This is a genomic window from Nocardioides sp. GY 10113, assembly GCF_004919105.1.
Lineage (GTDB): Bacteria > Actinomycetota > Actinomycetes > Propionibacteriales > Nocardioidaceae > Nocardioides.
Map to the genome: position 1 here is coordinate 15,080 of NZ_STGK01000013.1, position 26,202 is coordinate 41,281.

At 71.3% G+C, this 26,202-nt stretch carries 31 protein-coding genes; 15 read left to right on the forward strand and 16 right to left on the reverse strand.

The features are described from left to right. The first annotated feature begins 97 nt into the window (after nucleotides 1–97). The 11 genes from E8D34_RS15460 to E8D34_RS15510 all read left to right on the forward strand — a co-directional run bounded on the left by E8D34_RS15460 (nucleotide 98) and on the right by E8D34_RS15510 (nucleotide 8,127). Nucleotides 98–421, forward strand: coding sequence for a flagellar FlbD family protein (locus tag E8D34_RS15460; RefSeq protein ID WP_136595551.1), 324 nt, complete (start codon nucleotides 98–100; stop codon nucleotides 419–421). Further along, the gene (locus tag E8D34_RS15465; protein WP_136595552.1) at nucleotides 418–1,191 is read left to right on the forward strand and encodes a flagellar motor protein; all 774 of its coding nucleotides are present in this window, start codon (nucleotides 418–420) and stop codon (nucleotides 1,189–1,191) included. Before E8D34_RS15460 ends, E8D34_RS15465 begins: the two co-directional genes overlap by 4 nt. Next, a complete protein-coding gene (locus E8D34_RS15470) occupies nucleotides 1,191–2,207 on the forward strand; it encodes a flagellar motor protein MotB (protein WP_136595553.1) in 1,017 nt (338 codons plus the stop codon). Before E8D34_RS15465 ends, E8D34_RS15470 begins: the two co-directional genes overlap by 1 nt. Continuing rightward, complete coding sequence (locus tag E8D34_RS15475) at nucleotides 2,204–2,635, forward strand: flagellar basal body-associated FliL family protein (RefSeq protein ID WP_136595554.1); 432 nt, start codon at nucleotides 2,204–2,206, stop codon at nucleotides 2,633–2,635. The genes E8D34_RS15470 and E8D34_RS15475 overlap by 4 nt, the downstream gene beginning before the upstream one ends. Before the next feature lie 156 nt (nucleotides 2,636–2,791). Continuing rightward, the gene (locus tag E8D34_RS15480) at nucleotides 2,792–3,730 is read left to right on the forward strand and encodes a flagellar motor switch protein FliM (protein WP_240771390.1); all 939 of its coding nucleotides are present in this window, start codon (nucleotides 2,792–2,794) and stop codon (nucleotides 3,728–3,730) included. Then, nucleotides 3,727–4,539: a flagellar motor switch protein FliN gene (fliN, locus tag E8D34_RS15485; protein WP_136595556.1), complete on the forward strand. Its 813-nt coding sequence runs from the start codon at nucleotides 3,727–3,729 to the stop codon at nucleotides 4,537–4,539. Before E8D34_RS15480 ends, fliN begins: the two co-directional genes overlap by 4 nt. A 3-nt stretch (nucleotides 4,540–4,542) precedes the next feature. Next, nucleotides 4,543–5,034, forward strand: a complete 492-nt coding sequence (locus tag E8D34_RS15490; protein WP_136595557.1) for a flagellar biosynthetic protein FliO — start codon at nucleotides 4,543–4,545, stop codon at nucleotides 5,032–5,034. 29 nt (nucleotides 5,035–5,063) lie between these two features. Continuing rightward, nucleotides 5,064–5,882, forward strand: coding sequence for a flagellar type III secretion system pore protein FliP (gene fliP / locus E8D34_RS15495; protein ID WP_136595558.1), 819 nt, complete (start codon nucleotides 5,064–5,066; stop codon nucleotides 5,880–5,882). Then, complete coding sequence (locus E8D34_RS15500; RefSeq protein WP_136595559.1) at nucleotides 5,879–6,148, forward strand: flagellar biosynthetic protein FliQ; 270 nt, start codon at nucleotides 5,879–5,881, stop codon at nucleotides 6,146–6,148. Before fliP ends, E8D34_RS15500 begins: the two co-directional genes overlap by 4 nt. Nucleotides 6,149–6,162: 14 nt before the next feature. Further along, nucleotides 6,163–6,939 carry a flagellar biosynthetic protein FliR gene (locus E8D34_RS15505; RefSeq protein ID WP_136595560.1) on the forward strand — a complete coding sequence of 259 codons (777 nt, stop codon included), beginning with the start codon at nucleotides 6,163–6,165 and terminating at the stop codon, nucleotides 6,937–6,939. A gap of 15 nt (nucleotides 6,940–6,954) precedes the next feature. After that, nucleotides 6,955–8,127 carry an EscU/YscU/HrcU family type III secretion system export apparatus switch protein gene (locus tag E8D34_RS15510; RefSeq protein WP_136595561.1) on the forward strand — a complete coding sequence of 391 codons (1,173 nt, stop codon included), beginning with the start codon at nucleotides 6,955–6,957 and terminating at the stop codon, nucleotides 8,125–8,127. A gap of 80 nt (nucleotides 8,128–8,207) precedes the next feature. Here the strand turns inward: E8D34_RS15510 and purQ are convergent, their stop codons facing one another. Both purQ and purS read right to left on the reverse strand, forming a co-directional pair. Beyond that, the gene (gene purQ / locus E8D34_RS15515) at nucleotides 8,208–8,876 is read right to left on the reverse strand and encodes a phosphoribosylformylglycinamidine synthase subunit PurQ (RefSeq protein ID WP_136595562.1); all 669 of its coding nucleotides are present in this window, start codon (nucleotides 8,874–8,876) and stop codon (nucleotides 8,208–8,210) included. Then, nucleotides 8,873–9,118, reverse strand: a complete 246-nt coding sequence (gene purS / locus E8D34_RS15520) for a phosphoribosylformylglycinamidine synthase subunit PurS (protein ID WP_136595563.1) — start codon at nucleotides 9,116–9,118, stop codon at nucleotides 8,873–8,875. The genes purQ and purS overlap by 4 nt, the downstream gene beginning before the upstream one ends. 114 nt (nucleotides 9,119–9,232) lie before the next feature. Between purS and E8D34_RS15525 the strand changes: the two genes are divergently transcribed. After that, nucleotides 9,233–9,715, forward strand: a complete 483-nt coding sequence (locus E8D34_RS15525; RefSeq protein WP_136595648.1) for a general stress protein — start codon at nucleotides 9,233–9,235, stop codon at nucleotides 9,713–9,715. Nucleotides 9,716–9,724: 9 nt separating this feature from the next. Here E8D34_RS15525 and E8D34_RS15530 read toward each other — a convergent pair whose 3' ends face one another. Beyond that, nucleotides 9,725–10,636 carry a phosphoribosylaminoimidazolesuccinocarboxamide synthase gene (locus E8D34_RS15530; RefSeq protein ID WP_136595564.1) on the reverse strand — a complete coding sequence of 304 codons (912 nt, stop codon included), beginning with the start codon at nucleotides 10,634–10,636 and terminating at the stop codon, nucleotides 9,725–9,727. Nucleotides 10,637–10,773: 137 nt separating this feature from the next. Between E8D34_RS15530 and E8D34_RS15535 the strand changes: the two genes are divergently transcribed. Then, nucleotides 10,774–11,136 carry a hypothetical protein gene (locus tag E8D34_RS15535; protein WP_136595565.1) on the forward strand — a complete coding sequence of 121 codons (363 nt, stop codon included), beginning with the start codon at nucleotides 10,774–10,776 and terminating at the stop codon, nucleotides 11,134–11,136. A gap of 133 nt (nucleotides 11,137–11,269) precedes the next feature. Further along, the gene (locus E8D34_RS15540) at nucleotides 11,270–11,590 is read left to right on the forward strand and encodes an antibiotic biosynthesis monooxygenase (RefSeq protein WP_136595566.1); all 321 of its coding nucleotides are present in this window, start codon (nucleotides 11,270–11,272) and stop codon (nucleotides 11,588–11,590) included. Between the two features lie 63 nt (nucleotides 11,591–11,653). Here the strand turns inward: E8D34_RS15540 and E8D34_RS15545 are convergent, their stop codons facing one another. The 13 genes from E8D34_RS15545 to E8D34_RS15605 all read right to left on the reverse strand — a co-directional run bounded on the left by E8D34_RS15545 (nucleotide 11,654) and on the right by E8D34_RS15605 (nucleotide 25,581). Then, the gene (locus E8D34_RS15545) at nucleotides 11,654–12,112 is read right to left on the reverse strand and encodes an aromatic ring-opening dioxygenase LigA (protein WP_136595567.1); all 459 of its coding nucleotides are present in this window, start codon (nucleotides 12,110–12,112) and stop codon (nucleotides 11,654–11,656) included. Between the two features lie 192 nt (nucleotides 12,113–12,304). Continuing rightward, nucleotides 12,305–13,591 (reverse strand): ABC transporter substrate-binding protein, encoded by a 1,287-nt coding sequence (locus E8D34_RS15550; protein WP_168929470.1) that lies wholly within the window; start codon nucleotides 13,589–13,591, stop codon nucleotides 12,305–12,307. A 38-nt stretch (nucleotides 13,592–13,629) separates the two neighbouring features. Beyond that, nucleotides 13,630–14,754, reverse strand: a complete 1,125-nt coding sequence (locus E8D34_RS15555) for a branched-chain amino acid ABC transporter permease (RefSeq protein WP_136595569.1) — start codon at nucleotides 14,752–14,754, stop codon at nucleotides 13,630–13,632. After that, a complete protein-coding gene (locus tag E8D34_RS15560) occupies nucleotides 14,751–15,638 on the reverse strand; it encodes a branched-chain amino acid ABC transporter permease (RefSeq protein ID WP_136595570.1) in 888 nt (295 codons plus the stop codon). Before E8D34_RS15560 ends, E8D34_RS15555 begins: the two co-directional genes overlap by 4 nt. Beyond that, complete coding sequence (locus E8D34_RS15565) at nucleotides 15,635–17,491, reverse strand: AMP-binding protein (protein WP_136595571.1); 1,857 nt, start codon at nucleotides 17,489–17,491, stop codon at nucleotides 15,635–15,637. The genes E8D34_RS15560 and E8D34_RS15565 overlap by 4 nt, the downstream gene beginning before the upstream one ends. Then, entirely contained in the window at nucleotides 17,488–18,378 is an 891-nt protein-coding gene (locus E8D34_RS15570; RefSeq protein ID WP_136595572.1) for an ABC transporter ATP-binding protein, read from the reverse strand. Before E8D34_RS15570 ends, E8D34_RS15565 begins: the two co-directional genes overlap by 4 nt. After that, nucleotides 18,375–19,163: an ABC transporter ATP-binding protein gene (locus E8D34_RS15575; protein ID WP_136595573.1), complete on the reverse strand. Its 789-nt coding sequence runs from the start codon at nucleotides 19,161–19,163 to the stop codon at nucleotides 18,375–18,377. Before E8D34_RS15575 ends, E8D34_RS15570 begins: the two co-directional genes overlap by 4 nt. A gap of 109 nt (nucleotides 19,164–19,272) precedes the next feature. Beyond that, nucleotides 19,273–19,710: an SRPBCC family protein gene (locus E8D34_RS15580; RefSeq protein WP_136595574.1), complete on the reverse strand. Its 438-nt coding sequence runs from the start codon at nucleotides 19,708–19,710 to the stop codon at nucleotides 19,273–19,275. 16 nt (nucleotides 19,711–19,726) lie between these two features. After that, nucleotides 19,727–21,145 carry an adenylosuccinate lyase gene (gene purB / locus E8D34_RS15585; RefSeq protein WP_240771391.1) on the reverse strand — a complete coding sequence of 473 codons (1,419 nt, stop codon included), beginning with the start codon at nucleotides 21,143–21,145 and terminating at the stop codon, nucleotides 19,727–19,729. A 202-nt stretch (nucleotides 21,146–21,347) separates the two neighbouring features. Further along, nucleotides 21,348–21,908, reverse strand: coding sequence for a GNAT family protein (locus E8D34_RS15590; protein ID WP_136595576.1), 561 nt, complete (start codon nucleotides 21,906–21,908; stop codon nucleotides 21,348–21,350). A gap of 5 nt (nucleotides 21,909–21,913) precedes the next feature. Continuing rightward, on the reverse strand, nucleotides 21,914–23,197 hold the full coding sequence (gene purD / locus E8D34_RS15595; protein ID WP_136595649.1) for a phosphoribosylamine--glycine ligase: 1,284 nt from the start codon (nucleotides 23,195–23,197) through the stop codon (nucleotides 21,914–21,916). 112 nt (nucleotides 23,198–23,309) lie between these two features. Then, the gene (locus tag E8D34_RS15600) at nucleotides 23,310–24,188 is read right to left on the reverse strand and encodes an alpha/beta hydrolase (RefSeq protein WP_136595577.1); all 879 of its coding nucleotides are present in this window, start codon (nucleotides 24,186–24,188) and stop codon (nucleotides 23,310–23,312) included. Between the two features lie 109 nt (nucleotides 24,189–24,297). Then, nucleotides 24,298–25,581, reverse strand: coding sequence for an adenylosuccinate synthase (locus tag E8D34_RS15605; RefSeq protein ID WP_136595578.1), 1,284 nt, complete (start codon nucleotides 25,579–25,581; stop codon nucleotides 24,298–24,300). A 246-nt stretch (nucleotides 25,582–25,827) separates the two neighbouring features. On the opposite strand from E8D34_RS15605, the gene E8D34_RS15610 reads away from it, so the two are divergent. Next, nucleotides 25,828–26,202, forward strand: coding sequence for a nuclear transport factor 2 family protein (locus E8D34_RS15610; RefSeq protein WP_136595579.1), 375 nt, complete (start codon nucleotides 25,828–25,830; stop codon nucleotides 26,200–26,202).

Below are 26,202 nucleotides of genomic sequence, written 5' to 3' on the forward strand. Positions count from 1 at the left end.
CATGGCCCGGCCGATCAGATGATCGTCCGGGCCATGGACGGTCCGCTCCCGCCGACGCGCCCCCGGGGTGCGGCCAACCGCACACGGAGGTGCGCACGTGATCTCGTTGACCCGTCTTTCCGGTACGTCGTTCCTGCTGAACGCCGACCTGATCGAGCGCGTCGACAGCACCCCCGACACGGTGGTCACCCTCGTCGACGGCACCAAGTACGTGGTCTCCGAGGGCCCCGACGTGGTGCTGGCCGAGGTGGTCGACTACCGCGCCCGGATCGTTGCCCGGGCACCGCTCTTCGAGCACGGCCCGCTCGGCCCCGGCGGCACCGGAGCCGGCTCCCACCTCTCCGCCGTGCCCAGCACGGCCGTGCCGACCACGGCCGGGCGGCGCGCCAGCAGCCAGCGCAACCGAGGAGGCGACTCATGAAGAAGGACGCCGCATCCACGCTGGGCATCGGCCTGGCGTTCGTCATCATCGTCGTCTCGAACATCCTCGAAGGCGGCAACCCGACCAGCCTGCTGCTGCTGCCGCCGATGCTGCTGGTCCTCGGCACCACGATCATGGTGACCATCGCCGGCGGCACCATGGCCGACGCCAAGGACGCGGTGAAGAACTTCAAGCGGGCGCTCACCGGCGGTGTCGCCCCCGCCGAGGACCTCGTGCCCGAGGTCGTCTCCCTGGCGGAGCGGGCACGCCGCGAGGGCCTGCTCGCCCTGGAGGACAGCGTCCGCGACGTCGACGACCCGTTCCTGGTCAAGGGCGTCACGATGGCCATCGATGGCACCGACCCCGAAGAGCTCCGCGACATCATGGAGGCCGAGCTCCGCGCCAAGCGCAAGGAGGACCGGCAGGCCGCGAAGTTCTTCAACGACGCCGGCGCCTACGCCCCGACGATCGGCATCATCGGCACGGTCATGGGCCTGGTGCACGTGCTGGAGAACCTTGCCGAGCCCGAGGAGCTGGGCCACCTGATCGCCGCCGCCTTCGTGGCGACGTTGTGGGGCGTCATGTCCGCCAACGTGATCTGGCTGCCGATCGGCAGCCGCCTCAAGCGGATCGGCGAGCTCGAGTGCGCCAGGATGGAGATGGCCATCGAGGGCGTCGCCGCCATCCAGGCCGGCTCGAACCCCCGCCTCGTGGCCGAGAAGCTGCGCTCGCTGCTCCCCACGGCCGCTTCGGACGCCGAGGCGGCCTGATGTCGTCCGCTCCGAAGCGGCGCCGCGCCCGCCACGACGACGACCACGAGGAGCACGAGGGCGGACACGAGCGCTGGCTGGTGACCTACGCCGACATGGTCACGCTGCTGATGGTGCTCTTCATCGTCATGTTCGCGATGTCCACCGTGGACGCCACGAAGTACGAGAACCTCAAGGACAGCCTCGCCAACGGCTTCGGCCACGAGTCGGTGCTGAACGGCAAGAGCTCGGTGATGGAGGGCTCCGGGTCGACCCTCGAGAGCGACTTCGACACCCTCATGGAGGCCCTGCCCGCCACCACCCGGGCCACGGTCACCGAGGTGATCCAGAAGGCCGACCAGCTGCGCAACCAGCGCCGCTACGCCAAGGCCCAGGCCGAGCTCGACAAGATGGTGCGGATCTGGGACGAGGCCGACGCCGCGCTGGAGAAGGCCGGGTTGCGCGGCGACGTCCGGGCCAGCGTGAACGACCGGGGCCTGGTGATCAGCCTGGTCTCGCAGCACGTCGTCTTCCTGCCGAACATCGCCGACCTGACCACGCGCGGCGAGCGGGTCGTCGACGCCCTCGCGCCGGTGCTCGACGCGCTGCCGCAGCAGATCGAGATCGACGGCCACACCAACCAGGTCAAGGTGAAGCCCAAGTACTTCCCCACCGACTGGGAGCTCTCGGCCGCCCGCGCGGTGCACGTGCTCCGCCGGCTGCAGGAGGTCAACGGCCTGCCCGCCGACCGACTCCAGGCGACCGGTTTCGGGCACACCCGTCCGCTGGTGAACCCGAGGAAGCAGGGCTCTCAGCGGGTCAACAAGCGGGTCGACCTGGTGGTCCTCAGCGACGCCGCGGCCTCGACCCGCGCGCTGGTCGAGCAGCTGTTCTCCGATCGGTACGGCGAGAACGGGACGCTGCCGCACCTGCGCGGACGCGTGAAGGCAGCGGCGCAGCCCGCCGTCGCCCGCCAGACCGTCGCCGACACCGCTGCCGCCGCCGACACCCACACCGCCCAGGAGGCGACCCCGTGACCGCCACGCTCTCTGCCGCCGACGCCACCGCCGCGCCGCCGCGCAAGTCCCGCATCAGACTGATCCTGGCGGCGCTCGTCGTCCTGGCGCTGGCCGCGGGGGCCGGATACGTGTTCCTGATGCCGGCCGACGCGGAGAAGCACCCCGAGCCGGGCGAGGTGATCACCCTCGAGCCGATCCAGGTCAACCTCGCCAGCGGCCACTACCTGCGCCTCGGCCTGGCGCTGCAGCTCAGCGCGGACGCCCACGGGGTCGACGGCGCCAAGGCGCTGGACGCCGCGATCGGCCTCTTCAGCGGACTCCCGATGTCCGAGGTCAACAAGGGCAACTCGCGGGAGAAGCTGCGCGAGCGGCTCCAGGAGCTGCTCGAGGTCCGCTACCACCACGAGGTGCTCGAGGTGTACTTCACCGAGTTCGTCACCCAGTAGCCGCCGTCGCACCCGGGACCGGATCCCGGGCGTGGAGGGCTTTCGTCCCACCCCTCCTGGCTCCTTCGAGCCATAGGGGTCCCAAACCTGGGCCCACAGGGTCCCAGGGTCGACGTTGTGCCTCAGGTCCCGGATGCGGGCGACGATCAGGCAGGCGTGACACCACCCGCCGTGGCCTCCGGCCAGCGCACCCGCCGGCGCACCCGCGGCGTCGACGCGACGCCGTACGACTTCCGGCGGCCGATCCAGCTCTCCCGTGAGCACCAGCGCACCCTGCAGCTCGGCTTCGACGGCTTCGCGCGCCAGGCGACCACGGTGTTCACCAGCTCGCTGCGCACCGTCTGCACGGTGAGCCTGGTCGACATCGCGCAGCGCTCCTACGCCGAGTACGTCGACAGCCTCGACTCGGCGACCTTCATGACGCTGTTCTCGGCCGAGCCGGTGCCCGGCACGGGCGTGCTGGAGATCCCGATGTTCGCGACCATGTCGTGCATCGACCACATGCTCGGCGGGCCGGGGTCGGCGAGCCAGCCGAACCGGCCGCTGACCGAGATCGAGCAGGGCGTGATCCGCGGCCTGGTCGACCGGCTGCTGGCCGAGATGCGCTACTCCCTCAGCGGCATCGTGACGCTGGACCCCCAGCCGACCGGCATCGAGTACAGCCCCCAGTTCGCCCAGGTCGCCGGTGCTGCCGACGTGATGGTCGTGGTCACCTTCGACCTCCGGATCGGCGACCAGGACCACCGGCTGACCGTCTGCCTGCCGTTCAGCGGACTGCTCCCCTATCTGGCCCACTCCACGGGCCCCGGCGCGATGTCGGACCGCGAGCGCGCGCAGCGCGCCCACTCGTCGCAGCTGCTCGAGCAGCACTTCGCCGAGGTCCCGGTCGCGGTCTCGGTCCAGTTCCGGTCCTTCCGGCTCGACCCCGCGACCATCGCCGGCCTGGAGCCGGGCGCGGTGCTGCACCTGGGGCACCCGTCCTCCGCGCCGCTGGAGGTCAGCGTCGCCGGCACCACCTTCGCCCACGCCACCCCCGGAGCCCGGGGCCACCGGCAGGCGGCACTGATCGTGAACACCCCCGAGGAGAACGCATGACCGACGCACCCGAGCAGCTCGCCGAGGCACTGGCGGCCGCGGTCGCGACCGCGCTGCCGTCGCAGGCGCCGCTGACCACCGCCCCGGCGCAGGAGGGCACGGTGCACGTCACCGCCGCCTTCGCCGGCGCCGTCGCCGCCGACCTCGACGGCGGCGTGCCCGGTCCGCTGGTGATCTGCGTGGGCACCGAGCTGGTGGAGGCCCTCGCCGAGAGCCCGTTCGGGACGCTCGACCTGGCTGCGGCGGTCCAGCCCGCGCTGGACCTGGCCGCAGCGCAGCTGGGCGCGCAGGCCCGTCAGGCGCGCACCCTCGACCTGTCGGCCGAGGGCTTCGACATCGCGGCCGTGCTGGGCGGACCGTTCCTCGCGGTCCCCCTGATCGGCACCGGGATCGCCGCGGCGGTCCTGCTGTCGCACGCGTCCGCGCAGGGGGCCCGCACCCCGGTGGCCGTCGCAGTGGGGGCGTCGGCCGAGCCGGGAGCTGCGGCCGACGCGGGGACGGCGGACCGGCCCGCCGAGCCGTTCGTCCCCGCGTTCGGAACCCCGCCGCCGCCGCGGATGGCCCGCGGCCTGGAGATGCTGCACGGCGTCGACATGGAGGTCACCGTGGAGCTGGGCCGGACCCGGATGACGGTCCGCGACCTGCTCGCCCTCACCCCGGGCGCCGTCCTCGAGCTCGACCGCGCCGCGGGCAGCCCCGCGGACCTCCTGGTCAACGGCCGGCTCGTGGCCCGCGGCGAGGTCGTGGTGGTCGACGAGGACTTCGGTCTGCGCGTCACCGAGATCGTCGACGCCGCCGCGGCGGGCTGACCCGTGCTGGACGGTGCTCCCGGGATGGCCGAGCTCGCCTTCCGCCTGATCGGCTCGCTGGCCCTCGTGGTCGGCCTGCTGCTGCTGATCGCCCGCCTGGTCAACCGCCGTTTCACCGCCGCCGCCGGCGCACCGGTCCAGGTGGTCGCCCGGCAGCAGATCACGCGCTCCACCGGAGTCGCGGTGGTCACCGTGGGCGGTCGCGTCCTGGTGGTCGGCACCACCGACAACCAGGTCTCCCTGCTGGCCGAGCTGGAGCCCGACGAGCTGCTCGACGCCGACGGCCTCGCCGCGGCCGACGCCGGCGCCGGCGCCGCGCCGCTGGCCAGGGCGGCGGCCGGCACCACGGGCGGCGCCGCGGCCGGGCCGTTGAGCGGATCCCTGCTCTCGCCCCAGACCTGGAAGCAGACCCTGGCCCACTTCGGCGGCGCGGGCGCGTCCCGGTCCGAGTCCGCCGACCGGGCCGACCGGGCCGACCGGGCCGACGTCGCCTGACCGGCGCTCCCCCTCTCGGACACGAACCCATGAGCCCGTCCCCGCCCCGCGGCCTGCGCGCCGCGCGCCGCGCCTTCCTGGTCCTCGTCGGCCTGCTGGTCCCCCTGCTCGCGCTGCCGGTCTCGGCGTACGCCGAGCCGACGGGCCCCAACGGGCCGAACGGTCCGACCGGGGACGCGACCGTCTCCATCGACATCGGCGGCCTGACCGACAAGCCCAGCAACGGGCTGGTCATGCTGCTGGCGCTGACCCTGCTCGGTCTGCTGCCGTCGATCATGCTGACCTGCACCAGCTTCACCAAGATCCTGGTGGTCCTCGGCCTGACCCGCAACGCGCTCGGCCTGCAGCAGACGCCGAACAACCAGGTGCTGGCCGGGCTGGCCCTGTTCCTCAGCCTGTTCATCATGGCTCCGGTGCTGGGCGCCATCAACGACGCCGGCGTCCAGCCCTACCTCGACGGCCAGAAGAGCACCTCCCAGGCGTGGAACGACGGCTTGGAGCCGCTGCGCGACTTCATGCTGGACAACACCGGGGACGACGAGCTGAAGCTGCTCACCAGCGTCGCGGACCGTGAGCTGCCCGAGGACCGCGCCGACGTCTCGACGGCCACCCTGATCCCGGCGTTCGTGCTCTCCGAGCTCAAGGACGCGTTCATCATCGGCTTCATCATCTTCATCCCGTTCCTGGTGATCGACATCGTGGTCAGCGGGGCGTTGATGAGCCTGGGCATGATGATGATGCCGCCGGTGATGGTCTCGCTGCCGTTCAAGCTGCTGCTCTTCGTGATGGTCGACGGCTGGGCGCTGGTGATCCGGTCGTTGGTCTCCTCGTACGGAGGTGGCGGATGACCGACACCGCCATCATCGAGATCGCGATGAAGACGATGCTCGTCGCGATGCAGCTCTCCGCGCCGATCCTCGCCACCTCGCTGGCCGTCGGCTTCGCGATCTCGCTGTTCCAGTCGATGACCCAGATCCAGGAGGTCACGCTCTCCTTCGTGCCCAAGCTGGTCGCGGTCGGCACCGCGCTGCTGGTCTCGGGCAACTGGATGCTGCACACCCTGATGGCGTTCACCGTGGAGCTCTTCGCGATGCTCCCCGGCCTGCTCTCCTGAGCCCGGCCCGGCAGATGACGATCACGGTCGACGGTGCCCCGCTGCTGGCCCTGCTCCTGGCCTCGCTGCGGGTGGTCTCCTGGCTCGTGGTGGTGCCACCGTTCTCCACGCGGGCCGTGCCGACGGCGGCGAAGGTCGTGATCTCGCTGGGGCTCTCGATGGCGATGGCCCCGACGCTGGCGTCCAGCGCCCTGCCGTCGACGGTCATCGAGCTGCTGGTCAGTGCGCTGACCCAGGTGCTGATCGGCGTCGCGATGGGCTACGTGACGATGCTGCTCTTCGCCGCGATCGCCGCCGCGGGCTCCCTGGTCGACCTGTTCGGCGGCTTCGCCGTCGCCAGCGCCTGGGACCCGCTGACGGCCAACAGCAACACCGTCTTCGGGCGGTTCCACCAGCAGCTGGCCATCGCCCTCCTGCTGGTCTCGGGCGGTCATCTGCTGGTGATCGGCGGCCTGCTGAAGACGTTCACCTTCGTCCCGCTCGGCGGCCCGGCCGGCCTGCCGGACGTCTCGGGGTGGTCGGACCTGCTGATCACCGCGTTCTCGATGTTCTTCCTCGTCGCCGTGCAGATCGCGATGCCGATGATCGCCGTGCTGTTCGTCGCCGACCTCGCGCTGGCGCTGCTGACCAAGGTGGCGCCGCAGCTCAACGCGCTCAACGTGATGTTCCCGGCCAAGATCGGGCTCACGCTGCTGCTGCTCGGCCTGACCTTCCCGCTGCTGCCGCAGGTGGTCTCGCGGATCGTCGACCTCGCCAACGAGGCGATGTCGACGATGGTCGGCGCGGGGTGAGGAGGTGAGGAGTCGATGAGCAAGGACGCCGGCGGCGAGAAGACCGAGAAGCCCACACCGAAGCGCAAGAAGGAGGCGCGCAAGGAGGGCCAGGTCCCCCGGACCCCCGAGCTCGGCGGTTGGCTGGGGCTGCTCGCGGTCGCCCTCCTGCTCGGCCCGCTGATGGACCGCGAGGTCGACGCGATGACCACGATGATGCACGGGCACCTGCGCGCGCTCCAGGACCCGACGCCGGAGATGGCCCTGGTGCTGCTCGGCGAGGCCGCTCGCCACGTCTTCGTCACGCTGCTCCTGCTCGGCTCCTCGGTGATGGTGATCGGCGTGCTCTCCGCGGTGGCCCAGGGCGGCATGTACTTCGCGCCGAAGCTGGTCAAGCCCAACCTGAAGAAGCTCAACCTGATCCAGGGCGCCAAGCGGATGTTCGGCCCGCAGGCGTGGTGGGAGCTCGCGAAGACCCTGATCAAGAGCACGGTGGTCGCCGTCATCGCCTACCAGGCGGTGCGCGAGATCATGCCGCTGGTCGGCGGTTTCATGCCGATCCAGCTGGTGCTCAGCGAGGTCGACAACAAGGTCACCAACCTGCTGCTGACCGTCGGCGTCGCCGGCCTGGTGATGGCGGTGGCCGACTACGCGATGCAGCGCCGCCGGATCGGCAAGCAGATCCGGATGAGCCTCCACGAGATCAAGCAGGAGCACAAGCAGTCCGAGGGCGACCCGCTGGTCAAGAGCGCGATCCGGAGCCGGCAGCTGGCCGCGGCACGGAACCGGATGATCGCGGACGTCGCCGAGGCCGACGTGCTGCTGGTCAACCCGACCCATGTGGCTGTGGCGCTGCGCTACGACCCCGAGCGCGGCGCCCCCCGCGTCGTGGCCCGGGGGGCGGGCGCGATCGCGGCGAAGATCCGCGAGAAGGCGGCCGAGGCCCGGGTCCCGCTGGTACGCGACGTGCCGCTGGCCCGCGCGCTGTACCGCTCCACCGAGGTCGGCCAGGAGATCCCCCGTGAGCTGTGGGCCGCGGTGGCCCAGGTGCTCGCGTTCGTGCTCAGCCGTCGTACCCAGGGACAGCACGGGGGCGAGCACCGCAGCCCGCGGAGCGCGGAGGACCTCCCGGAGGTGCTCGCCCGCGGCCGTCGCGCCCGCCAGCCCGCCGCCCCGCCGGTTCCCGACCAGCGACCGGCGGGTTCCTGACCGCCGCGAGAGCCGCACCAGGTACGACGAAGCCCGGCCGCCGTACGGGCGACCGGGCTCAGCCGGATGTCACGCTCCGCTCAGGCGAAGGCACCCTCGACCAGCGAGGTGAAGAACCCGAGGCCGTCGGTGCCGGAGCCGGTCAGCGCCTCGACCGCGTGCTCCGGGTGCGGCATCAGGCCGACCACGTTGCCGCGGTCGTTGGTGACGCCGGCGATGTCGTTCATCGAGCCGTTCGGGTTGACCTCGAGGTAGCGGGCGACGACCTGGCCCTCGCCCTCGATCCGGGCCAGGGTCTCGGCGTCGGCGACGAAGCCGCCCTCGCCGTTCTTCAGCACGACCCGGATCTCCTGGCCGGCCGCGTAGGCGGAGGTCCAGGGCGTCGCGTTGTTCTCGACGCGCAGCAGCTGGTCGCGGCAGACGAACTTGCGGTGGTCGTTGCGGATCAGCGCGCCGGGCAGCAGGTGGGACTCGCAGAGGATCTGGAAGCCGTTGCAGATGCCGAGCACCGGCATGCCGCGACCGGCGGCGGCGACCACCTCGGTCATCACCGGGGCGAACCGGGAGATCGCGCCGCAGCGCAGGTAGTCGCCGTACGAGAAGCCGCCGGGCAGGACGACCGCGTCGACGCCCTTCAGGTCGGCGTCACCGTGCCAGAGAGCGACGGCCTCGTTCCCGCCGATCCGCACCGCGCGCTGGGCGTCGGTGTCGTCGAGCGAGCCCGGGAAGGTGACGACGCCGATCCTCACTGCTCGACGCTCACCGTGTAGTTCTCGATGACCGGGTTCGAGAGCAGCGTCTCGGCCATCTTGTCGACCTCGGCGAGCACCTCGTCGGTGATCTCCCCGGCGAACTCGATCTCGAACCGCTTGCCCTGACGGACGTCGGCGACCCCGGTGAAGCCCAGACGGGGCAACGCCCCCTGGACGGCCTTCCCCTGGGGGTCGAGGATCTCGGGCTTGGGCATGACGGCTACGACGACTCGGGCCACGACGCAGATCATAGGGCCGATCAGGCCCGGGAACCGCATCGGGCGGGCGTGACCCTCGTCGGACGACCTCGGGTGCGGCAGACTGGACCGGTGAGCAACTTCGCGCGCGCTGGAATGACCGGATCGCCCCTCCGGCTGCAGTTTCCGCAGTCGCTGGCGGTCTACGACGACTACGCCGCCGCGCAGCGCACGGTCGACTATCTCGCCGACCAGAAGTTCCCGGTGCAGCAGTGCATGATCGTCGGCACCGACCTGAAGCGGATCGAGCGGATCACCGGTCGCCTCACCACCGGCCGGGTCGCCATCGGCGGGATCATGTCGGGCCTGTGGATCGGACTGTTCGTCGGCCTGATCTTCAGCCTCTTCACCGAGGAGGGGGTCTTCGCGGTGATCGTCTCGACCATGCTGATCGGCGCCGGCTTCGGCGTGATCATGGCGCTCGTCGGCTACGCGATGAGCCGGGGCCGCCGCGACTTCTCCTCGATCACCCAGGTGGTGGCCACCCGGTACGAGGTGCTCGTGGAGCACAAGAGCGCGGCGCAGGCCCGCCAGCTGCTGGGCGGCCTGCCCGGCGCGCTTCCGAACCCGTTCGAGTGACCGGGATGCTCAGAACGTCTCGCCGGTGAGGCGCTCGAAGGCCTCGATGTAGCGGCTGCGGGTCCGCTCCACGACGGCCTCCGGCAGCGAGGGCGGCGCCTCGCCGGACGGCTTGTCCCAGCCGCTCTCGGGCGAGAGCGCCCAGTTGCGCACGATCTGCTTGTCGTACGACGGCTGCGTCTGTCCCGGCTGCCACTCGTCGGCCGGCCAGTACCGCGAGGAGTCGGGGGTGAGCACCTCGTCGCCCAGCACCAGTGCGCCGGAGCCGCCGGGAAGCGTGCCGAACTCGAACTTGGTGTCGGCCAGGATGATCCCGCGCTCGCGGGCGATCCGCTCGGCCCGTCCGTAGACGGCCAGGGTCAGGTCGCGCAGCGCGGCCGCCTGCTCCTCCCCGACGGTCGCCGCGACGGCCGCGTAGGAGACGTTCTCGTCGTGGTCGCCGAGCTCGGCCTTGGTGGCCGGGGTGAAGATCGGCACCGGCAGGCGGCTGCCGTCCTCGAGCCCTGCGGGCAGTGCGACGCCGCACACCTCGCCGGTGGCCCGGTAGTCGACCAGCCCGGAGCCGGTGAGGTAGCCGCGGGCGACACACTCCACCGGAAGCATGTCCAGCTTCTCGCAGATCACGGCGCGGCCGCGGACCGCGGCGGGGAGGTCTGCCGGGTCGGCCGAGACGACGTGGTTCGGCACCAGGTCGGCGAGCTGCTCGAACCACCACAGCGACATCCGGGTCAGGATCTCGCCCTTGCCGGGGATGGTCGTGTCCAGCACGAAGTCGAAGATCGAGAGGCGGTCGCTGGCCACCATCAGCAGCTTGCCGGCGTGCGGGCCCTCGGTGAGCTCGTAGAGGTCACGGACCTTGCCCGAGTGAAGGTGGCGGGCGCCGGGCAGGGCCGGCGCGGGCGGGATGTTCGCGAGCGTCACGGGTCCAGCCTAGTGACGGCGCGCGGACGCCGCGCGCCGGCTCGACCCGGCGGGGTGAGGGGCGGCGGCAACAGGGCGGCCAGCCGAATCAGGGGGGTGCCGCCCCGCCAGGCCCCGCGGGGTGGCACAGTGTGGCCATGTTGGAGTCTGCTGAGACGCCCCTGGAAGTTCCCGGTGTCGACCCCGCGTCGATCGTCTGGGAGGACGAGATCTGGGTCCTCGCTCGCCACGACGCCGGCGACAGGCTGGGGCTCACCCTGCACCACCGCGAGCCGGAGGCCCTCGGCCAGCTCAGCGACGACCACGCGTCGCAGCTGGGTCGGATCGGCAACCGCCTGGTGCGGATCATCGAGAACCTGCCCGACGCGGGTGCGGTGTCGCTCGGCCGCAACCCGGACGTGCACGCCAAGCTCTACTTCGAGGTGGCCGACGTCGCGGACGACCGCCTGCACGAGATCGCGGTGAAGCTGTCGAACTGGGGCGGCAGCGCCCGGGCCTGACCGGTCCGGTGGTTTCGAGGCTCGCTTCGCTCGCACCTCAACCACCCTCGAGGCTCGCTTCGCTCGCACCTCAACCACCCTCGAGGCTCGCTTCGCTCGCACCTGGGCCACCGACGATCAGTAGGCTCACAGCATGTCGGTCGTGAAGATCAACGCCATCTCCGTGCCACCCCAGGCCGGACCCGAGCTCGAGAAGCGCTTCGCCGCGCGCGCCGGCGCGGTCGAGGGATCGCCCGGCTTCCTCGGGTTCCAGCTGCTCCGGCCCACCGCCGGCGAGGACCGCTACTTCGTGGTCACCCACTGGGCCGACGAGGAGTCGTTCGTCGCCTGGCGTGACGGCGACGCACGCGCCGCCCACGCGGCGCCGGAGGGCGAGGCGCCGCGCAGGCCCGTCTCCACCGGGGCGGACCTGCTGGAGTTCGAGGTCGTCCTCGACGTGAAGCCGACCTCCTGAGGCTCACCGCAGCATGGCACCGGCGGTAGCGGGCCGTCCGCCACCGCCGATGCCGCGTCGGCGCTACTCGGTCGCGGGCTTGGAGAGGCTGAGCATCGCCCAGCCGACGAGCGCGAAGAGGACGCCCAGCCCGGCCACGAGCGCCGCGACGCCGAAGGCGACCACGGACGTGAAGAGGCTGGCGCGGAGGAACGACGCGTTCATGACCGTCGGCCGGCGCTCGTCGTCCTGCGCGAGCTCGGCGTAGGTCTTGCCGTCGGCGATCTCCTCCGCGTGCTTGGCGATGATGTCGGCCTGCGCGTAGGCGCTGAAGGGACCATCGACGTCGTCGCCACCGAGGAAGTCGGCGTCGTCTGAGACGGTGATCTGCTCGTCGGCGAGCGTGTTGGAGACCATCGCGTAGGTCCCGATGCCCACGACGAAGAAGATCGCCCCGAGAGCCATCAGGATGATCGCGACGATCTTGACGGTGTTGTTGCCCTTGGTGCCGGCCGGAGCGGCCGGAGTCTGCGGTGCGCTCATGAAGCCACCAAACAGCACCTGACGCGTGGCGGCAAGGGACCAACGGCGTCGAGTTGCGCGGGCTTCTTCGCTAGGACGCCCCGACCCGTCAGTAACTTGCACCCCAGGAGCCACGCTTGAAACGCGCAGAGCGACCCGCCACGTCGCGTGGCGGGCCGCTCAGGCGCTCAGTGATCTGCCGTCAGCGGCGGGTCACTTCATCAGGTAGCAGGGCTCGGTGAACTCGTAGGACTCCGCGGTCGGCCCCGTGAACGGCTCCACCGCGACCTTCACCTTGTCCTCCGCCTTCGGGTCGACGGCGTTGAGCTGGGTGACCCGGACCGCGTCCTCGTTCGGGTCGCCGGCCCAGTTGCCGGTGCCGTCGGGCAGGGTGCCCTCGCTGTCGATGCCGGTCAGGCTGTTGGCCGTCTCGACCATCCCGTCGCGGGTCAGCGCGTCGTCGTCGATCGCCTTCTCCAGGATCGCCTTCATCACGTAGCCGCTGCCGTAGCCGATCGCGTACCAGTCGTTGGGCGCCATGTCGCCGGCGGACTCGCGCATCTTCTCCTGGCCCGGGGTGTCGGCGTTCCAGGTCGGGAACGACGTCGCCTGCATGTAGAGCGCCTCGATCGCCGGACCCGCCGGGGAGTCGACGATCGCGGTGTTCCAGGTCGGGATGGAGCCCACGAACCGGCCGGTGAAGCCCTTCTGCGCCGCACCTCCGATCACGGTGGCGACCTCGAGCGGACCGGTGGAGATGATCACGAAGTCCGGCTTCGCCTTGAGCAGCGCGCCGACGGCCGCGGACTGGTCGTCACCCCCGTCGACGGTGCCGGTGGTGATGTCGGTGAACTTCAGGCCCCGCTCCTCCGCGGCGATCCGCGCGCCGACCATCGCGTCGTCGCCGTAGTCACCGGGGAAGTGGACCGCAGCGATGGACTTCGCACCCTGGTCGGCGGCGTAGTCGACGACGTTCATCGCCTCGGCGCAGTAGCTGGTGCCGACCTCGATCGCGACGTCCTCCCAGATCCAGTTCGAGCCCAGCGACGCCGGGCCGACCAGGATCGACTCGCTCTTGGCGTCCTCGAGGATCGCGTTGGTCTGGGCGGTGCCCAGGGACTGGGCGACCGCGAGCACGTCGTCCTTGATCTCGTTGAAGAGCTCGGCGTGCTTCTCCGGGTCGTAGCCGGTGTCCTTGACGTACTCGGTCACGTTGACCTCGTAGTCGCCGATCCCGCCGGCCTCGTTGATGCCGTCCCAGAACGCCTTCTGCCCAGCGGTGAACGGCTCACCGACCCCCTTGAAGACACCAGTGAGGTCGGTGAGGGTGCCGAGGTAGATGCAGCCCTTGCTGTCGTCCACGGCGTCCGGACACGCCTCGTCGGTGACGCCGGGCGCGGACCCGGCCGAGCTGTCGTCGTCACGGCCGCATCCGGAGACGGCCAGGGTCAGGGTCAGGGCAGTGGCGAGCGCGCCCAGACTTCTCGACCTTCGGATCACGGTTCCTCCTGGTTTTCCTTGTGTGGGTCGACCCCGTCTCAGTAGGAGAAGGGGAAGCTCTTCCAATAGGTGCGGACGCGGTGCCAGATCCCGAAGAGTCCGCGGGGCTCGAAGAGCAGGAACGCGACGATCAGCACGCCGTAGGCCACCTGCTCGAACTCGAAGATGTTGGGGTGCTCGCTGGCCGAGCTGGACAGGAAGGGCAGGTACGCCGGCAGCTCGCTGGCGAACCTGGGGAGCATCGCGATGAGCAGCGCACCCATGATCGTGCCGCTCACCGTGGCGACGCCGCCGATCAGCACGATGGCGATGAACTGCACCGACATCAGCAGGTTGAACGACTCCGGCGAGATGTGGCCGCTGGCCGAGAACATCAGCGCGCCCGCGATCCCGGCGTAGAACGCCGAGAGCGTGAACGCCACCAGCTTGTAGCGGGTCAGGCCGACGCCCATCACGCCAGCAGCCACGTCGCGGTCCCGGATCGCCGCGAAGGCACGGCCCACGCGCGACCGCGCGATGTTGCGGGCGGCCACCGCCGCCACCACCAGGATCGCGAGGAACAGCCAGTACAGCTTCTGCTCGTCGGTGTAGCCGCCCTGGAAGCCGTTGTCCGCGGCGAAGTCGATGCCGAGCAGCGACGGCTCCGCCGCCCGCCGACCGACGCCCTGACCACCGGTCAGGTCGGTCCACTCGAAGAAGACGTACTGGCCGATGAAGACCAGCCCGAGCGTGACCACGGCCAGGTAGAGGCCGCGCAGCCGGATCGCCAGCGGCGCCACCAGGGCGCCGAAGAGCGCGGAGACGACGCCGGCGCCCAGCAGCCACACGGGCGTCGAGTCGATGCCGAAGCCGAGGTAGCGACCGTCCGGGTCCCCCGCCATCGCGGCGGCGGTGTAGGCGCCGACGCCCACGAAGAAGGCGTGCCCGAGGGAGACCTGCCCGGCGTACCCGGTGAGCAGGTTGAGGCCGAGCGCTCCGATCGCCAGCACGAGGCCGGAGCCGAGGATCACCAGCAGGTCGTCGGAGAGCGTCAGCGGGAGCAGGGCGGCGACCAGCAGGATCGCGCCCACCCCGACCATCTTGGAGCGGGTGTTGAGCAGCGCCATGTCCTGGCGGTAGCTCGTGTAGAGCTCGGGGCGACCGAACCGCGTCATGGTCGTCATACCCGCTCCACCTCCTTGGTGCCGAAGAGGCCGTACGGTCTGACGAGCAGCACCAGCACCATCACCAGGTACGGCGTGATCGAGCCGAGGTTGGTGTCCAGGTAGGGGAACCACTCGCGGTGGTAGGCGACCACGATCTGCTGGGTGACGCCGATGATCAGGCCACCGAGGACGGCCCCGCCCAGGGAGTCCAGGCCGCCGAGGATGATCACCGGCAGCGCGGCCAGCGCGACCAGCCACAGGTTCTGGTCCATCTGGCGTCCCGCCGCGGCGAAGACACCGGCGATCGCGGCCAGCGCGCCGGCCAGCGCCCAGGAGACCGCGAAGACGGTGCCGACGCTGACGCCCTGCGCCATCGCGGCCTCCTGGTCCAGCGCGGAGGCGCGCATCGCCAGGCCGATCGGGGTCCACTGGAAGAACGCGAAGAGCGCCGAGACGAGGATCGCGGTCACCACGACCGCGGCGATGTCCCGCTGCTCCACCGTGATCCCGAAGACGTCGACCGTCTTCAGGCCCCACGGGTCGCCGACCTGGCGCGGGTCGCGGCCGATGAAGGCGCCGGCGACCACGCGGACGATCACGTCGATGCCGATCGTGATGATCGCGATCACGAAGACCTGCTTGCCGACCATCGGCCGGATCGCGACCCGCTCCACGACCAGCGCCACGCCGGCGATGGCGATCGCACCGACGACCACCGCGGGCCAGAACCCGATCGAGGGCGACAGGTAGGAGACCAGCACCGCGCCGGCGAACATGAAGGCCGGCTGGGCGAAGCTGATCACCCGCATCGCCTTGTAGATGATCACGAAGCCCAGGGCGAGCAGGGAGTAGACGGCACCGCGACCGGCACCGCCGGCGACGGCCTCGAGGAACTCGGTCACGCGGCACCTCCGAGGTACATCGACTCGACCAGGTCGTGGAACATCGCGTCGATCGCGGACCTCTTCACCTTCTGGGTCGCCGTCAGCTCGCCGTCCTCGTGGTCCAGCTCCTTGGGCAGCAGCGCGAACCGCTTGATCTGCTCGACCCGGTTGAACCGGGTGTTCACCTCGTCGACCACGCCCTGGACCAGCTGGAGCACCTCCGGCTTCTCGGTCAGGTCGCGGTAGGTCGTGAACCCGATCTGCCGCTGCTGCGCCCAGTCGCCGACGGTGTCCAGCTCGACGCCGATCAGCGCGGTCAGGTACTTGCGACCGTCGCCGATCACGACGGCCTCCTTGATGTACGGCGAGGCCTTGAGCGCGTTCTCGATCTCCGACGGCGCGACGTTCTTGCCGCCCGCGGTGATGATGATGTCCTTCATCCGGTCGGTGATCCGCAGGTGCGTGCCCTCGACCCACTCCCCGACGTCGCCGGTGTGCAGCCAGCCGTCCGGTGTCTTGGCGCGGGCGGTGGCCTCCGGGTCGTTCCAGTAGCCGGCGAAGACCGCGTCGTGCCGGGTCAGGATCTCCCCGGTGCCCTCGTCGAGCTTGAGCTCGATCCCGTTGTGGGCCTCGCCTACCGTGCCCAGCCGGACGCGGCCGGGACGGTTGGCGGTCGCGATGGCGGTGTTCTCCGTCATCCCGTAGACCTCGTGCATCGGCACGCCGATGCCCATGAAGAACTGCAGCACCTCGGGGGCGATCGGCGCCGCGCCGCTGCTCGCGTGCCGGACCCGGCGCAGGCCGAGCCGGTCGCGCAGCGCGCGGTAGAAGAACACCCACCCGATCGCGTAGCGGATCCGCGTCGAGAGCGTGTGCCGTCCGCCGTTGGCGGCCAGCGTGGTGCCCAGCGCGTCGGCCCGGCGCAGCCAGAACCGGGCGTAGCGCCGCTTGGCCGGGGTCGCGGAGTCGAGCTTGATCCGCGCGGTGGCCAGCAGCTTCTCCCAGATCCGGGGAACCGCGAAGAACAGCGTCGGCTGCACCTCGCGCAGGTTCTGCGGGACCGTCTCGATCGACTCGGCGAAGTTGACCTGGGTGCCGGCGCCCGCGTTGTACCAGGAGGTCAGCACCCGCTCGGCGACGTGGCACAGCGGGAGGTAGGAGAGCGTCATGTCCTTCGGACCCGGCGGCGGGTCCGCGAACGGGCTGTTCACCAGCACCGTCTCCAGCGCGAACTCCGCGTTGCGGTGGGTCAGCATCGCGCCCTTGGGCGGGCCGGTGGTGCCCGAGGTGTAGACGAGGGTGATGACCTCGTCGGGCTCCGCCGCCTCGATCAGCGCCTCGACCGCGCCCGGGTGCTCGGCCCGGTGGCCGCGGCCGATCTCGACCAGCCGGTCCCACGACATCAGCCGCGGGTCGTCGTAGTCGCGCAGCCCGCGCTGCTCGACGTACACGATCTGCTGGAGGTCGGGCAGGGAGCCCACCTCCAGCACCTTGTCCACCTGCTCCTGGTCCTCGGCCAGGTGCAGGCGAGCGCCGCTGTGGCCGAGCATGTACTCGGTCTCGGCCGACGGGTTGGTCGGGTAGAGCCCGACGGTGGCGCCGCGGACGGCGACGCAGGCCATGTCCAGGATCAGCCACTCCGGGCGGTTCTCGCTCTGGATCGCGACCCGGTCGCCGGGCTGGACCCCGAGCGCCAGCAGCGCGTGGCCGACGTCGAGGATCGACTGCCAGTAGTCGGCCCAGGTGATCTCGTGCCAGATCCCGAGCCGCTTCTCGCGCATCGCGACGCCCTTGGGCATCGTGTGGGCGCGGTCGCGGATCCGGGTGACCAGGGTGTGGGCGGTGGCGCGGGGCTCGGTCGCGGTGCTCATGCCAGGGCTCCCTCGTTCTCGGCGTCGTCCTGGCCCCCGGGCCCGGACCCACCCTCCGCGCCTCTGCCGGCGTCCGGGTCGTCGCCGTCCCCGCCGAGGTAGGCGCGGATCACGTCGGGGTTGCTCTGCACCTCGGCGGGACGCCCGGTCGCGACCGGGGTGCCGAAGTCGACGACCATCACCCGGTCGGCGATGTCCATGACCAGGCCCATGTCGTGCTCGACCATGATCATCGGGATCTTCAGCTCCTCGCGGATGTCGAGGATGTAGCGGGCCATGTCCTCGGTCTCCTCGAGGTTCATGCCGGCGACGGGCTCGTCGAGCAGCAGGAGCCGCGGCTCCATGGCCAGCGCCCGGCCGAGCTCCACGCGCTTCTGCACGCCGTACGGCAGCAGGCCGACCGGCATCTTGCGCCACTGCTCGAGCTCTAGGAAGTCGACGATCTCCTCGACCCGCTCGCGGTGCCGCAGCTCCTCGTTGCGGGCGCGCCCCCACCAGGCGATGGCGGCCAGCGTGCCGTAGCGGATGTGCTGGTGGCGGCCCAGCATCAGGTTGTCGAGAACGGTCAGGTTCGAGAACAGCTCGATGTTCTGGAACGTGCGCGCCATGCCCAGCCGGGCGATGGCCGGCGGCTTCATGCCGAGGATGTCGGTGCCGTGCAGCGCGACCCGGCCGCGCTGGGGGCGGTAGACGCCGGAGAGGACGTTGAAGATGCTCGTCTTGCCGGCGCCGTTGGGGCCGATGACGGCGAACAGCTCGCCCTCGTCGACGGTGAAGCTGACGCCGTTGACGGCCGTGACCGCGCCGAACGAGAGGTGGACGTCGTCGAACTCCAGCACCGGCTTGCCGGACGGGGTGCTCGGCTGGCTGCTCGCCTGCGCGCTCATGCCGCCCACCGCTTCCGGCGCCGGTAGTGCTTGACGGACCGGAAGGACTTGGCGGCCTCGCCCTCGGCGCCCAGGCCGAGGTAGAACTCACGGATCTCCGCGTCGTCGCGCAGCTCGGCGGCCGAGCGGTCCATCACGATCCGGCCGTTCTCCACGACGTAGCCGTGGTGGGCGATCGCGAGCGCCATCGAGGCGTTCTGCTCCACCAGCAGGATGCCGGTGCCCTGCTCGTTGATCTCCACGATGATGTCGCGGATCTGGTCGACGATCTTGGGCGCGAGGCCCAGGGACGGCTCGTCCAGGAGCAGGTAGCGCGGGTCGGACATCAGCGCGCGACCGATCGCCAGCATCTGCTGCTCGCCACCCGAGAGCAGCCCGGCCTGGCCGTCGCGACGGTCGCGGAGCACCGGGAACAGGCCGTAGACGCGCTCGGTGTTGGCCTTCAGGTTGCTGCGGTCGGCGTACGCCCCGACGCGCAGGTTCTCCTCGACGCTCAGCTCCTTGAAGACCCGCCGGCCCTCCAGGACGTGCTTGATGCCGCGCCGGGCCAGCGCCGACGGGCGCAGCTGCCCGACCGACTCCCCGTCGAGGGTGACCATCCCCTTGCGGATCTCGCCGTCGTGGATGTCGAGCAGCCCCGAGAGCGAGCGCAGCAGCGTCGACTTGCCACCGCCGTTCGCGCCCAGCAGCGCGACGATCTTGCCGTCCGGTACCTCCAGGCTCACGCCCCTCAGCGCGAGCACCACGTCGTCGTAGACCACTTCCAGGTTCTGTACTGCCAGCACGCGGGCCCTCCCCTTGTGTGACTCGGCTCACAAGTGGTGGCGAATGTAACTGGCCTCACGCGAAATGGCAGCCATCTCCGGCCAAAAAACGAACGATTACTAGGAAATCTCACTCGTCGACCGTCAGAGCGGTCCCCGCGCGGCGCAGATCGGCCCGGATCGCCCGACGTGCGAGGGCGCCGAGGAGGGGCCCGAGGCCGGCACCGGAGACCTCGAAGTCGGCCGTCACCCGGGTTCCGCCGGGCGGTCCCTGGCCCGCGGCCAGGGGCGAGAACGTCAGCGCCAGGGTGGCCCGGAACGGGCCGAAGACGCCCTCCTCGACCCACCTGTCCGGGGTCGAGGCGACGATCCGCATCCGCGGCCGGACCCCCGGCACCGCGGTGACGTCGACCCAGGTCGTGCCGACCCCGCCGGGGCCGTCGGCACCCGGCTCGAGGTCGGCCACGGCACGCAGGCTGGACTGCCAGGCGGGCCTGTTCCCGGGGTCCCTCAGATAGGCCGCGACACGGTCGACCCGCGCCGGAAGGTCGACCGTGATCCGCGGCATCGCACCGGTGCGGGCGTCAGAGGATCTCGCCGGGCCCGTAGGCCGCCGCGGCCGGGTACCGCTCGGCCCACGCCGCCGCCTGGCGACAGACCTCCTGGGTCTGCGCGACGGCGGCGCCGGTGAAGGTGATCGGCTCGGCGACCAGGCTGTCGAGCTGGGCCGGCGTGAGGCCGAGACGCTCGTCGGCGGCGAGCTTGGCGAAGACGTCGTTCTCGGCCTGGCCCTGCCGCATCGCCAGGGCGGTGCCGACCGCCGCCTCCTTGATCGCCTCGTGGGCGCTCTCGCGGCCCACCCCGTTGCGCACGGCGGCCATCAGCACCTTCGTCGTGGCCAGGTAGGGCAGGTAGCGGTCCAGCTCGCGCTGGATGACCGCCGGGAACGCGCCGAACTCGTCCAGGACGGTCAGGAAGGTCTGGAACAGCCCGTCGACGGCGAAGAACGCGTCCGGCAGCGCCACCCGTCGTACGACGGAGCAGGAGACGTCGCCCTCGTTCCACTGGTCGCCGGCCAGCTCGCCGACCATCGACAGGTAGCCGCGGGTGACGACGGCCAGGCCATTGACCCGCTCGCAGGAGCGGGTGTTCATCTTGTGCGGCATCGCCGAGGAGCCGACCTGGCCCTCCTTGAAGCCCTCGGTGACGATCTCGTTGCCGGCCATCAGGCGGATCGTGGTGGCCAGGTTGGACGGCGAGGCGACCAGCTGGACCAGCGCGGAGAGGACGTCGAAGTCGAGGCTGCGCGGGTAGACCTGGCCGACGCTGGTCAGCACCCGCTCGAAGCCGAGGTGGGCGGCGACCCGCTGCTCGAGGTCCTGGAGCTTCTCCGCGTCGCCGCCGAGCAGGTCCAGCATGTCCTGGGCGGTGCCCATCGGGCCCTTGATACCGCGCAGCGGGTAGCGGGCCAGCAGGTCCTCGACCCGCTCCAGGCCGATCATCAGCTCGTCGGCGGCCGTCGCGAACCGCTTGCCCAGCGTGGTCGCCTGCGCGGCGACGTTGTGGCTGCGGCCGGCCATCACGGTGACCTCGTGCTCGCCGGCGAGGCGCGCCAGCCGCGCCAGGGTGGCGACGCCGCGGTCACGGAGCAGGGCCAGCGACTGGCGGACCTGGAGCTGCTCGACGTTCTCGGTGAGGTCGCGGGAGGTCATCCCCTTGTGGATGTGCTCGTGCCCGGCGAGGTCGGAGAACTCCTCGATCCGCGCCTTCACGTCGTGGCGGGTGATCCGCTCACGGGCCGCGATGGAGTCCAGGTCGACCTTCTCCACGACCGCCTCGTAGGCCTCGATGACGCCGTCGGGGACGTCGATGCCGAGGTCCTTCTGCGCCTTGAGCACCGCGATCCACAGCTGGCGCTCGAGCACGATCTTGTGCTCGGGAGACCAGATCTGGGCGAGATCGGCGGCGGCGTAGCGGGTGGCGAGGACATTGGGAACCGTCACGGTGTCCGATTCTCCCACGGGCGGGGGCGGCGCGCCCGATCGGCGGGGTGGCGGGCGATGTAACACGCTGTTGCGGGCGCTGGTCGGCCGTCGGGCCATGTACACGCGGTTGCAGGCACTGACCGGCCGTCGGCGGTGGTTGAAGGCCGTTGCAACGGGCTCCTACCGACGCGAACAGCCGACCAGAGCGCCGGACAGCGTGTTACAGCCCCACCCCGACCGGCCGCACCATCACCAGCTCGCCGTCCTCGGTGGTCCCGCGCAGCTGGGTGAACCCGTGCCGCGCGAGCACCTTCAGGCCAGCGGCGTTGGTCGGCGCCACGCTGGCCCGCACCCGCACCGGCCCACCAGCACCACCCACAGCACCCACAGCACCCACAGCACCCGCAGCACCGGCCGCGTCCACCGCGGCCAGCAGCCCGCCGAGCGCCTCGGTGCCGATCCCGCGCCCCCGGCCGCGGGGCACCACGCCGTAGCCGACCTCGACCTCCGGCACGCCGTCCTCGGCGGCCTCCGGGCCGCCGAAGAAGCCGATCGAGCCGACGATGTGCCCGGTCTCGGCCCACACGATCGACCGCGTGGTCCACGGGTCGCCCTCGCGCCACAGGCCCGCCGCGTCGAGGTCGTCGCGGCGCGGGAACTCCGGGTGCCACTTGGGCAGGCGGTCACCGGCACGCAGCGCCCGCACGGTGGCCGCGTCCCACACCCGCAGCACGAGCCGCGGGGTGACGACCTCCGGCGGCAGGGCAACCCCCTCGACCACGGGTCTCAGTCCTCGAGGACCGAGGCGCCCTCGATCACGCCGAGCGGCTCCGCCGCGATGTCGGTACGCCGCTGCAGGCCGTCGAAGGAGATCAGGTCGGCAGCGGCGTAGGCGCGGGCGCGGGCGTCGGCCACGTCGTACCCGACCGCACGGACCGCCAGCACCCGACCGCCGGCCGTCACCAGCCGGGTCTCGCCGTCGACCTCCACCAGCGCCGTACCGGCGTGGATCACGTCGACGTCGGCGACCCCGTTGGCCGCGCCGACGCCGGTGATCACGTCGCCCTTGGAGGAGGACTCCGGGTAGCCGGCGGAGGCCAGCACCACGGTCACGGACGCGCCGTCGCGGAACCGCGGCGCCTCCACCGTGTCCAGCGCACCGGTGGCGGCCGCGTGCAGCAGCCCGCCGACGCCGCTGTCGATCAGGGCCAGCACGGGCTGGATGTCGGGGTCGCCGAAGCGGCAGTTGAACTCGATGACCCGCGGGCCGGCCGAGGTCAGCGCCAGCCCGACGTAGAGGCAGCCGACGAAGGGCGCGCCGCGGCGGCTCATCTCGTCCAGCGTGGGCTGGACCACCGACGCCATCACCACCGCCGCGAGGTCGTCCTGCGCCCAGGTCAGCGGGGAGTAGGAGCCCATCCCGCCGGTGTTGGGCCCGCGACCGCCGTCGAAGATCCGCTTGAAGTCCTGGGCCGGCTGCAGCGGGTAGGCGCGCGAGCCGTCGCAGACCGCGAACAGCGAGACCTCGGGGCCCTCCAGGAACTCCTCGATCACCACGCGGCCGCACTCCGCGGCGTGGGCCAGCGCCTCGTCGCGGTCGCGGGTGACCACCACGCCCTTGCCGGCCGCGAGGGCGTCGTCCTTGACGACGTACGGCGCGCCGAACTCGTCGAGCGCGGCGGCGGCCTCCTCGGGCGTGGTGCAGGTGCGCGACCCGGCGGTGGGCACGCCGGCGGCGGCCATCACCTCCTTGGAGAACGCCTTGGACCCCTCGAGCCGCGCGGCGGCGGCGGACGGGCCGAAGACCGCGATGCCGCGCTCGCGCACGGCGTCGGCGACGCCGGCGACCAGCGGCGCCTCGGGGCCGACCACGACCAGGTCGACGCCGAGCTCCGCGGCCAGCGCGGCGACGCCCGGGCCGTCCATCGGGTCGGCGTCGTGCAGCGTCGCGAACGCTCCGATCCCCGGGTTGCCGGGGGCGGCGTGCACGGCGGCGACGCCGGGGTCGCGGGAGAGGGCCAGGGCGAGGGCGTGCTCGCGGCCGCCGGTGCCGACGACGAGGCAGGTGATCGGGGTGCTCACGGGGCCTGAGCCTAGTGTCCGGCTGATCCCGGCGGCCGAGCGGCCGCGGCCTCAGGCGGGGCGCCGGCCGGGGCTCGGTCCGGCGCGTCAGGCCGGCGCGTCAGGCCGGGGCGTCGCCGTCCGGCGCCAGACCGACGCGGGCGAGGAACTCCAGGGCCACGTCGGCGACCTCGCCCCAGTGGCTGTCGATCACCAGCGAGTGGCCCGCCCCGGGGATCTCGACCAGCTCGGTCACGTGGTGGGCGTTCTTCTTCTGCCGCTGGTAGGCGGCGTTGCCGAGCGCGAACGGCACGATGTGGTCCCGCTCCCCCGTGACCACCAGCATCGGACCGCGGTCGGGGCTCTCGACGTCGACCTTGGTGACCGCCCACGGGTTGACGTTCGCGCTGGCCGCCTCGAAGAGCGGCCGTGCCGGCGCCGGCACGTGGAACTCCTCGTAGAGCGCGCGCGCCTCGGCCTCCCCGACGGCGTTGGCGAACCCGTAGCGGAACTGCTCGAAGGTCAGCGTCACCGTCTTCTTGAAGTTCAGCGGGTTGCCGAGCACCGGGAACGACGCCTTGAGCGTCGAGATCGGCAACGGCAGCACCCCCTGGCTGGGCGCCGGGTCGATGCTCACGGATCCGGCGGCGAGCCCGCGCCCCGCGACCATCTGCGCCAGCAGTCCGCCGAAGGAGTGGCCGATCACCACCGCCCGCCGATCCAGCCCGGCGAGGACCTCCGCCACGTGGTCGGCGATGTCGACCACCGAGAGACCGGCCAGCGCGTCGGGCTGCGCGAGCGCGGCGGCGACGTCGGGCTGGTCGCCCGGCCAGTCGACGGCGACGGCGGCGTACCCCTCCTCCTCGAACCGGGTGCGCCAACGGTCCCAGCTGCCGGCCAGCAGCCACAACCCGTGGACGAAGACGACCGGCGGACGGCCGGAGTCGTTGGCGGCGGCGACCTCGGCGGCCTCGCGGGCGGTGACGGCGGTGGCGCTCATGGACAGTCCTCGGCTCGCGGCATCGGTCAGTGCCAACAGTCCCCCGAGGACCGGCGCCGCGCAAGGGCGGTCTGGCCGCCCGCGCGGCGCGCCGCTGGACCGGGACGGGTCAGCGCAGCGGGTGCCGCACGACCGCCTGCTCGCGCTCCGGGCCGACACCGACCACCGAGATCCGGGCCCCGGACTGCGCCTCGGCGAACTCGACGTACTCCTGGGCCGCCTTCGGCAGGTCGTCGAAGGAGCGGGCGCCGGAGATGTCCTCGGACCAGCCGGGCAGGTACTCGTAGATCGGCTTCGCGTGGTGGAAGTCGGTCTGGTTGACCGGCATCTCGTCGTGACGCACGCCGTTGACGTCGTAGGCGACGCAGACGGGGATCTGCTCCAGCCCGGTCAGCGTGTCGAGCTTGGTGAGCACGAAGTCGGTGACGCCGTTGATGCGGTGCGCGTACCGGGTGATCACCGTGTCGAACCAGCCGCAGCGGCGGGGCCGGCCGGTGGTCGTGCCGTACTCCCAGCCCGCCTGGCGCAGGAACTCGCCGTTCTCGTCCTCGAGCTCGGTCGGGAACGGCCCCTCGCCGACCCGGGTGGTGTAGGCCTTCGCGATCGCGATCACCTGGTCGATCCGGGTCGGCGGGATGCCGGAGCCGGTGCACGCGCCGCCGGAGGTCGCCGAGGAGGACGTGACGAACGGGTAGGTGCCGTGGTCGACGTCGAGCAGCGTGGCCTGGCCGGCCTCCAGCAGCACGACCTCGTCGCGGTCCAGCGCCTGGCCCAGCAGCAGCGTGGTGTCGCAGACGTACGGCGCCAGCCGGTCGGTGTGCGCGAGCAGCTCCTCGACGGTCTGGTCCACGCTCGGGCCGCGCCGGTTGTAGACCTTGGTCAGGATCTGGTTCTTGAGCTCGAGCGCGCCCTCGACCTTGGCGCGCAGGATCTTCTCGTCGAAGAGGTCCTGCACCCGGATGCCGATCCGGTTCATCTTGTCGGCGTAGGTGGGGCCGATGCCGCGGCCGGTGGTGCCGATCCGGCGGCTGCCGAGGAACCGCTCGTTGACCTTGTCCAGGGTGCGGTTGTAGTCGGCGATGATGTGCGCGTTCGCGCTCAGCTTGAGCCGGGAGGTGTCGATGCCGCGGGCCTCGAGGCCCTCGATCTCGTGGAACAGGACGTCCACGTCGACGACGACGCCGTTGCCGATCACCGGGGTGGTGCCGGGGGTGAGGATGCCGCTGGGCAGCAGGTGCAGCGCGTACTTCTCCTCGCCGATCACCACCGTGTGGCCGGCGTTGTTGCCGCCGTTGAACTTGACGACGTAGTCGACCTCGCCGCCGAGGTGGTCGGTCGCCTTCCCCTTGCCTTCGTCGCCCCACTGGGCACCGACGATCACGATCGCGGGCATCTGCTCGCTCCTTCACTCCGGACGGAGTCCCTCCGTCCCGCCGTCGGCGAGCCGGCTGCTCAACGCACCACTCTGTTGGGTTCGGGTTGTCCTGACAAGCAAACAGCCCCGGCAAGACCGGGGCTCTTGCGGCCATACGTTACCAAATCGCGTTCCGGCGGTTAGATTCACTCGGGAACGAGAACACGTTCTATTTCTCGTTCCCACCTCCGCCGATCCGTTCAGTCACCGCCGACAGGAGCCACCATGGCCGCCAGCCGCGAAGCCATCCTCGAGACCGTCCAGCGCTACGTCGACCTCGTCGCCACGGGGAGCTCGTCCGACGTGGTCGCCCTGTACGCCGACGGCGCGACCGTCGAGGACCCCGTCGGCACCCCGGTCCGCACCACCCGCGAGGAGATCGCGGAGTTCTACGGCGCCCTGGACGGCCTGGAGCAGGAGAGCCGGCTGATCACCGCCCGGGTCGCCGGCAACGAGGCGGCCTTCCACTTCGAGCTCGTCACCAAGGCCGGCGCCGAGACCTACACGCTCTCGGTGATCGACGTGATGTCCTTCGACGAGGACGCCAAGATCACCACCATGCGCGCCTACTGGTCCGGCGAGGACATGGTCGTCTCCTAG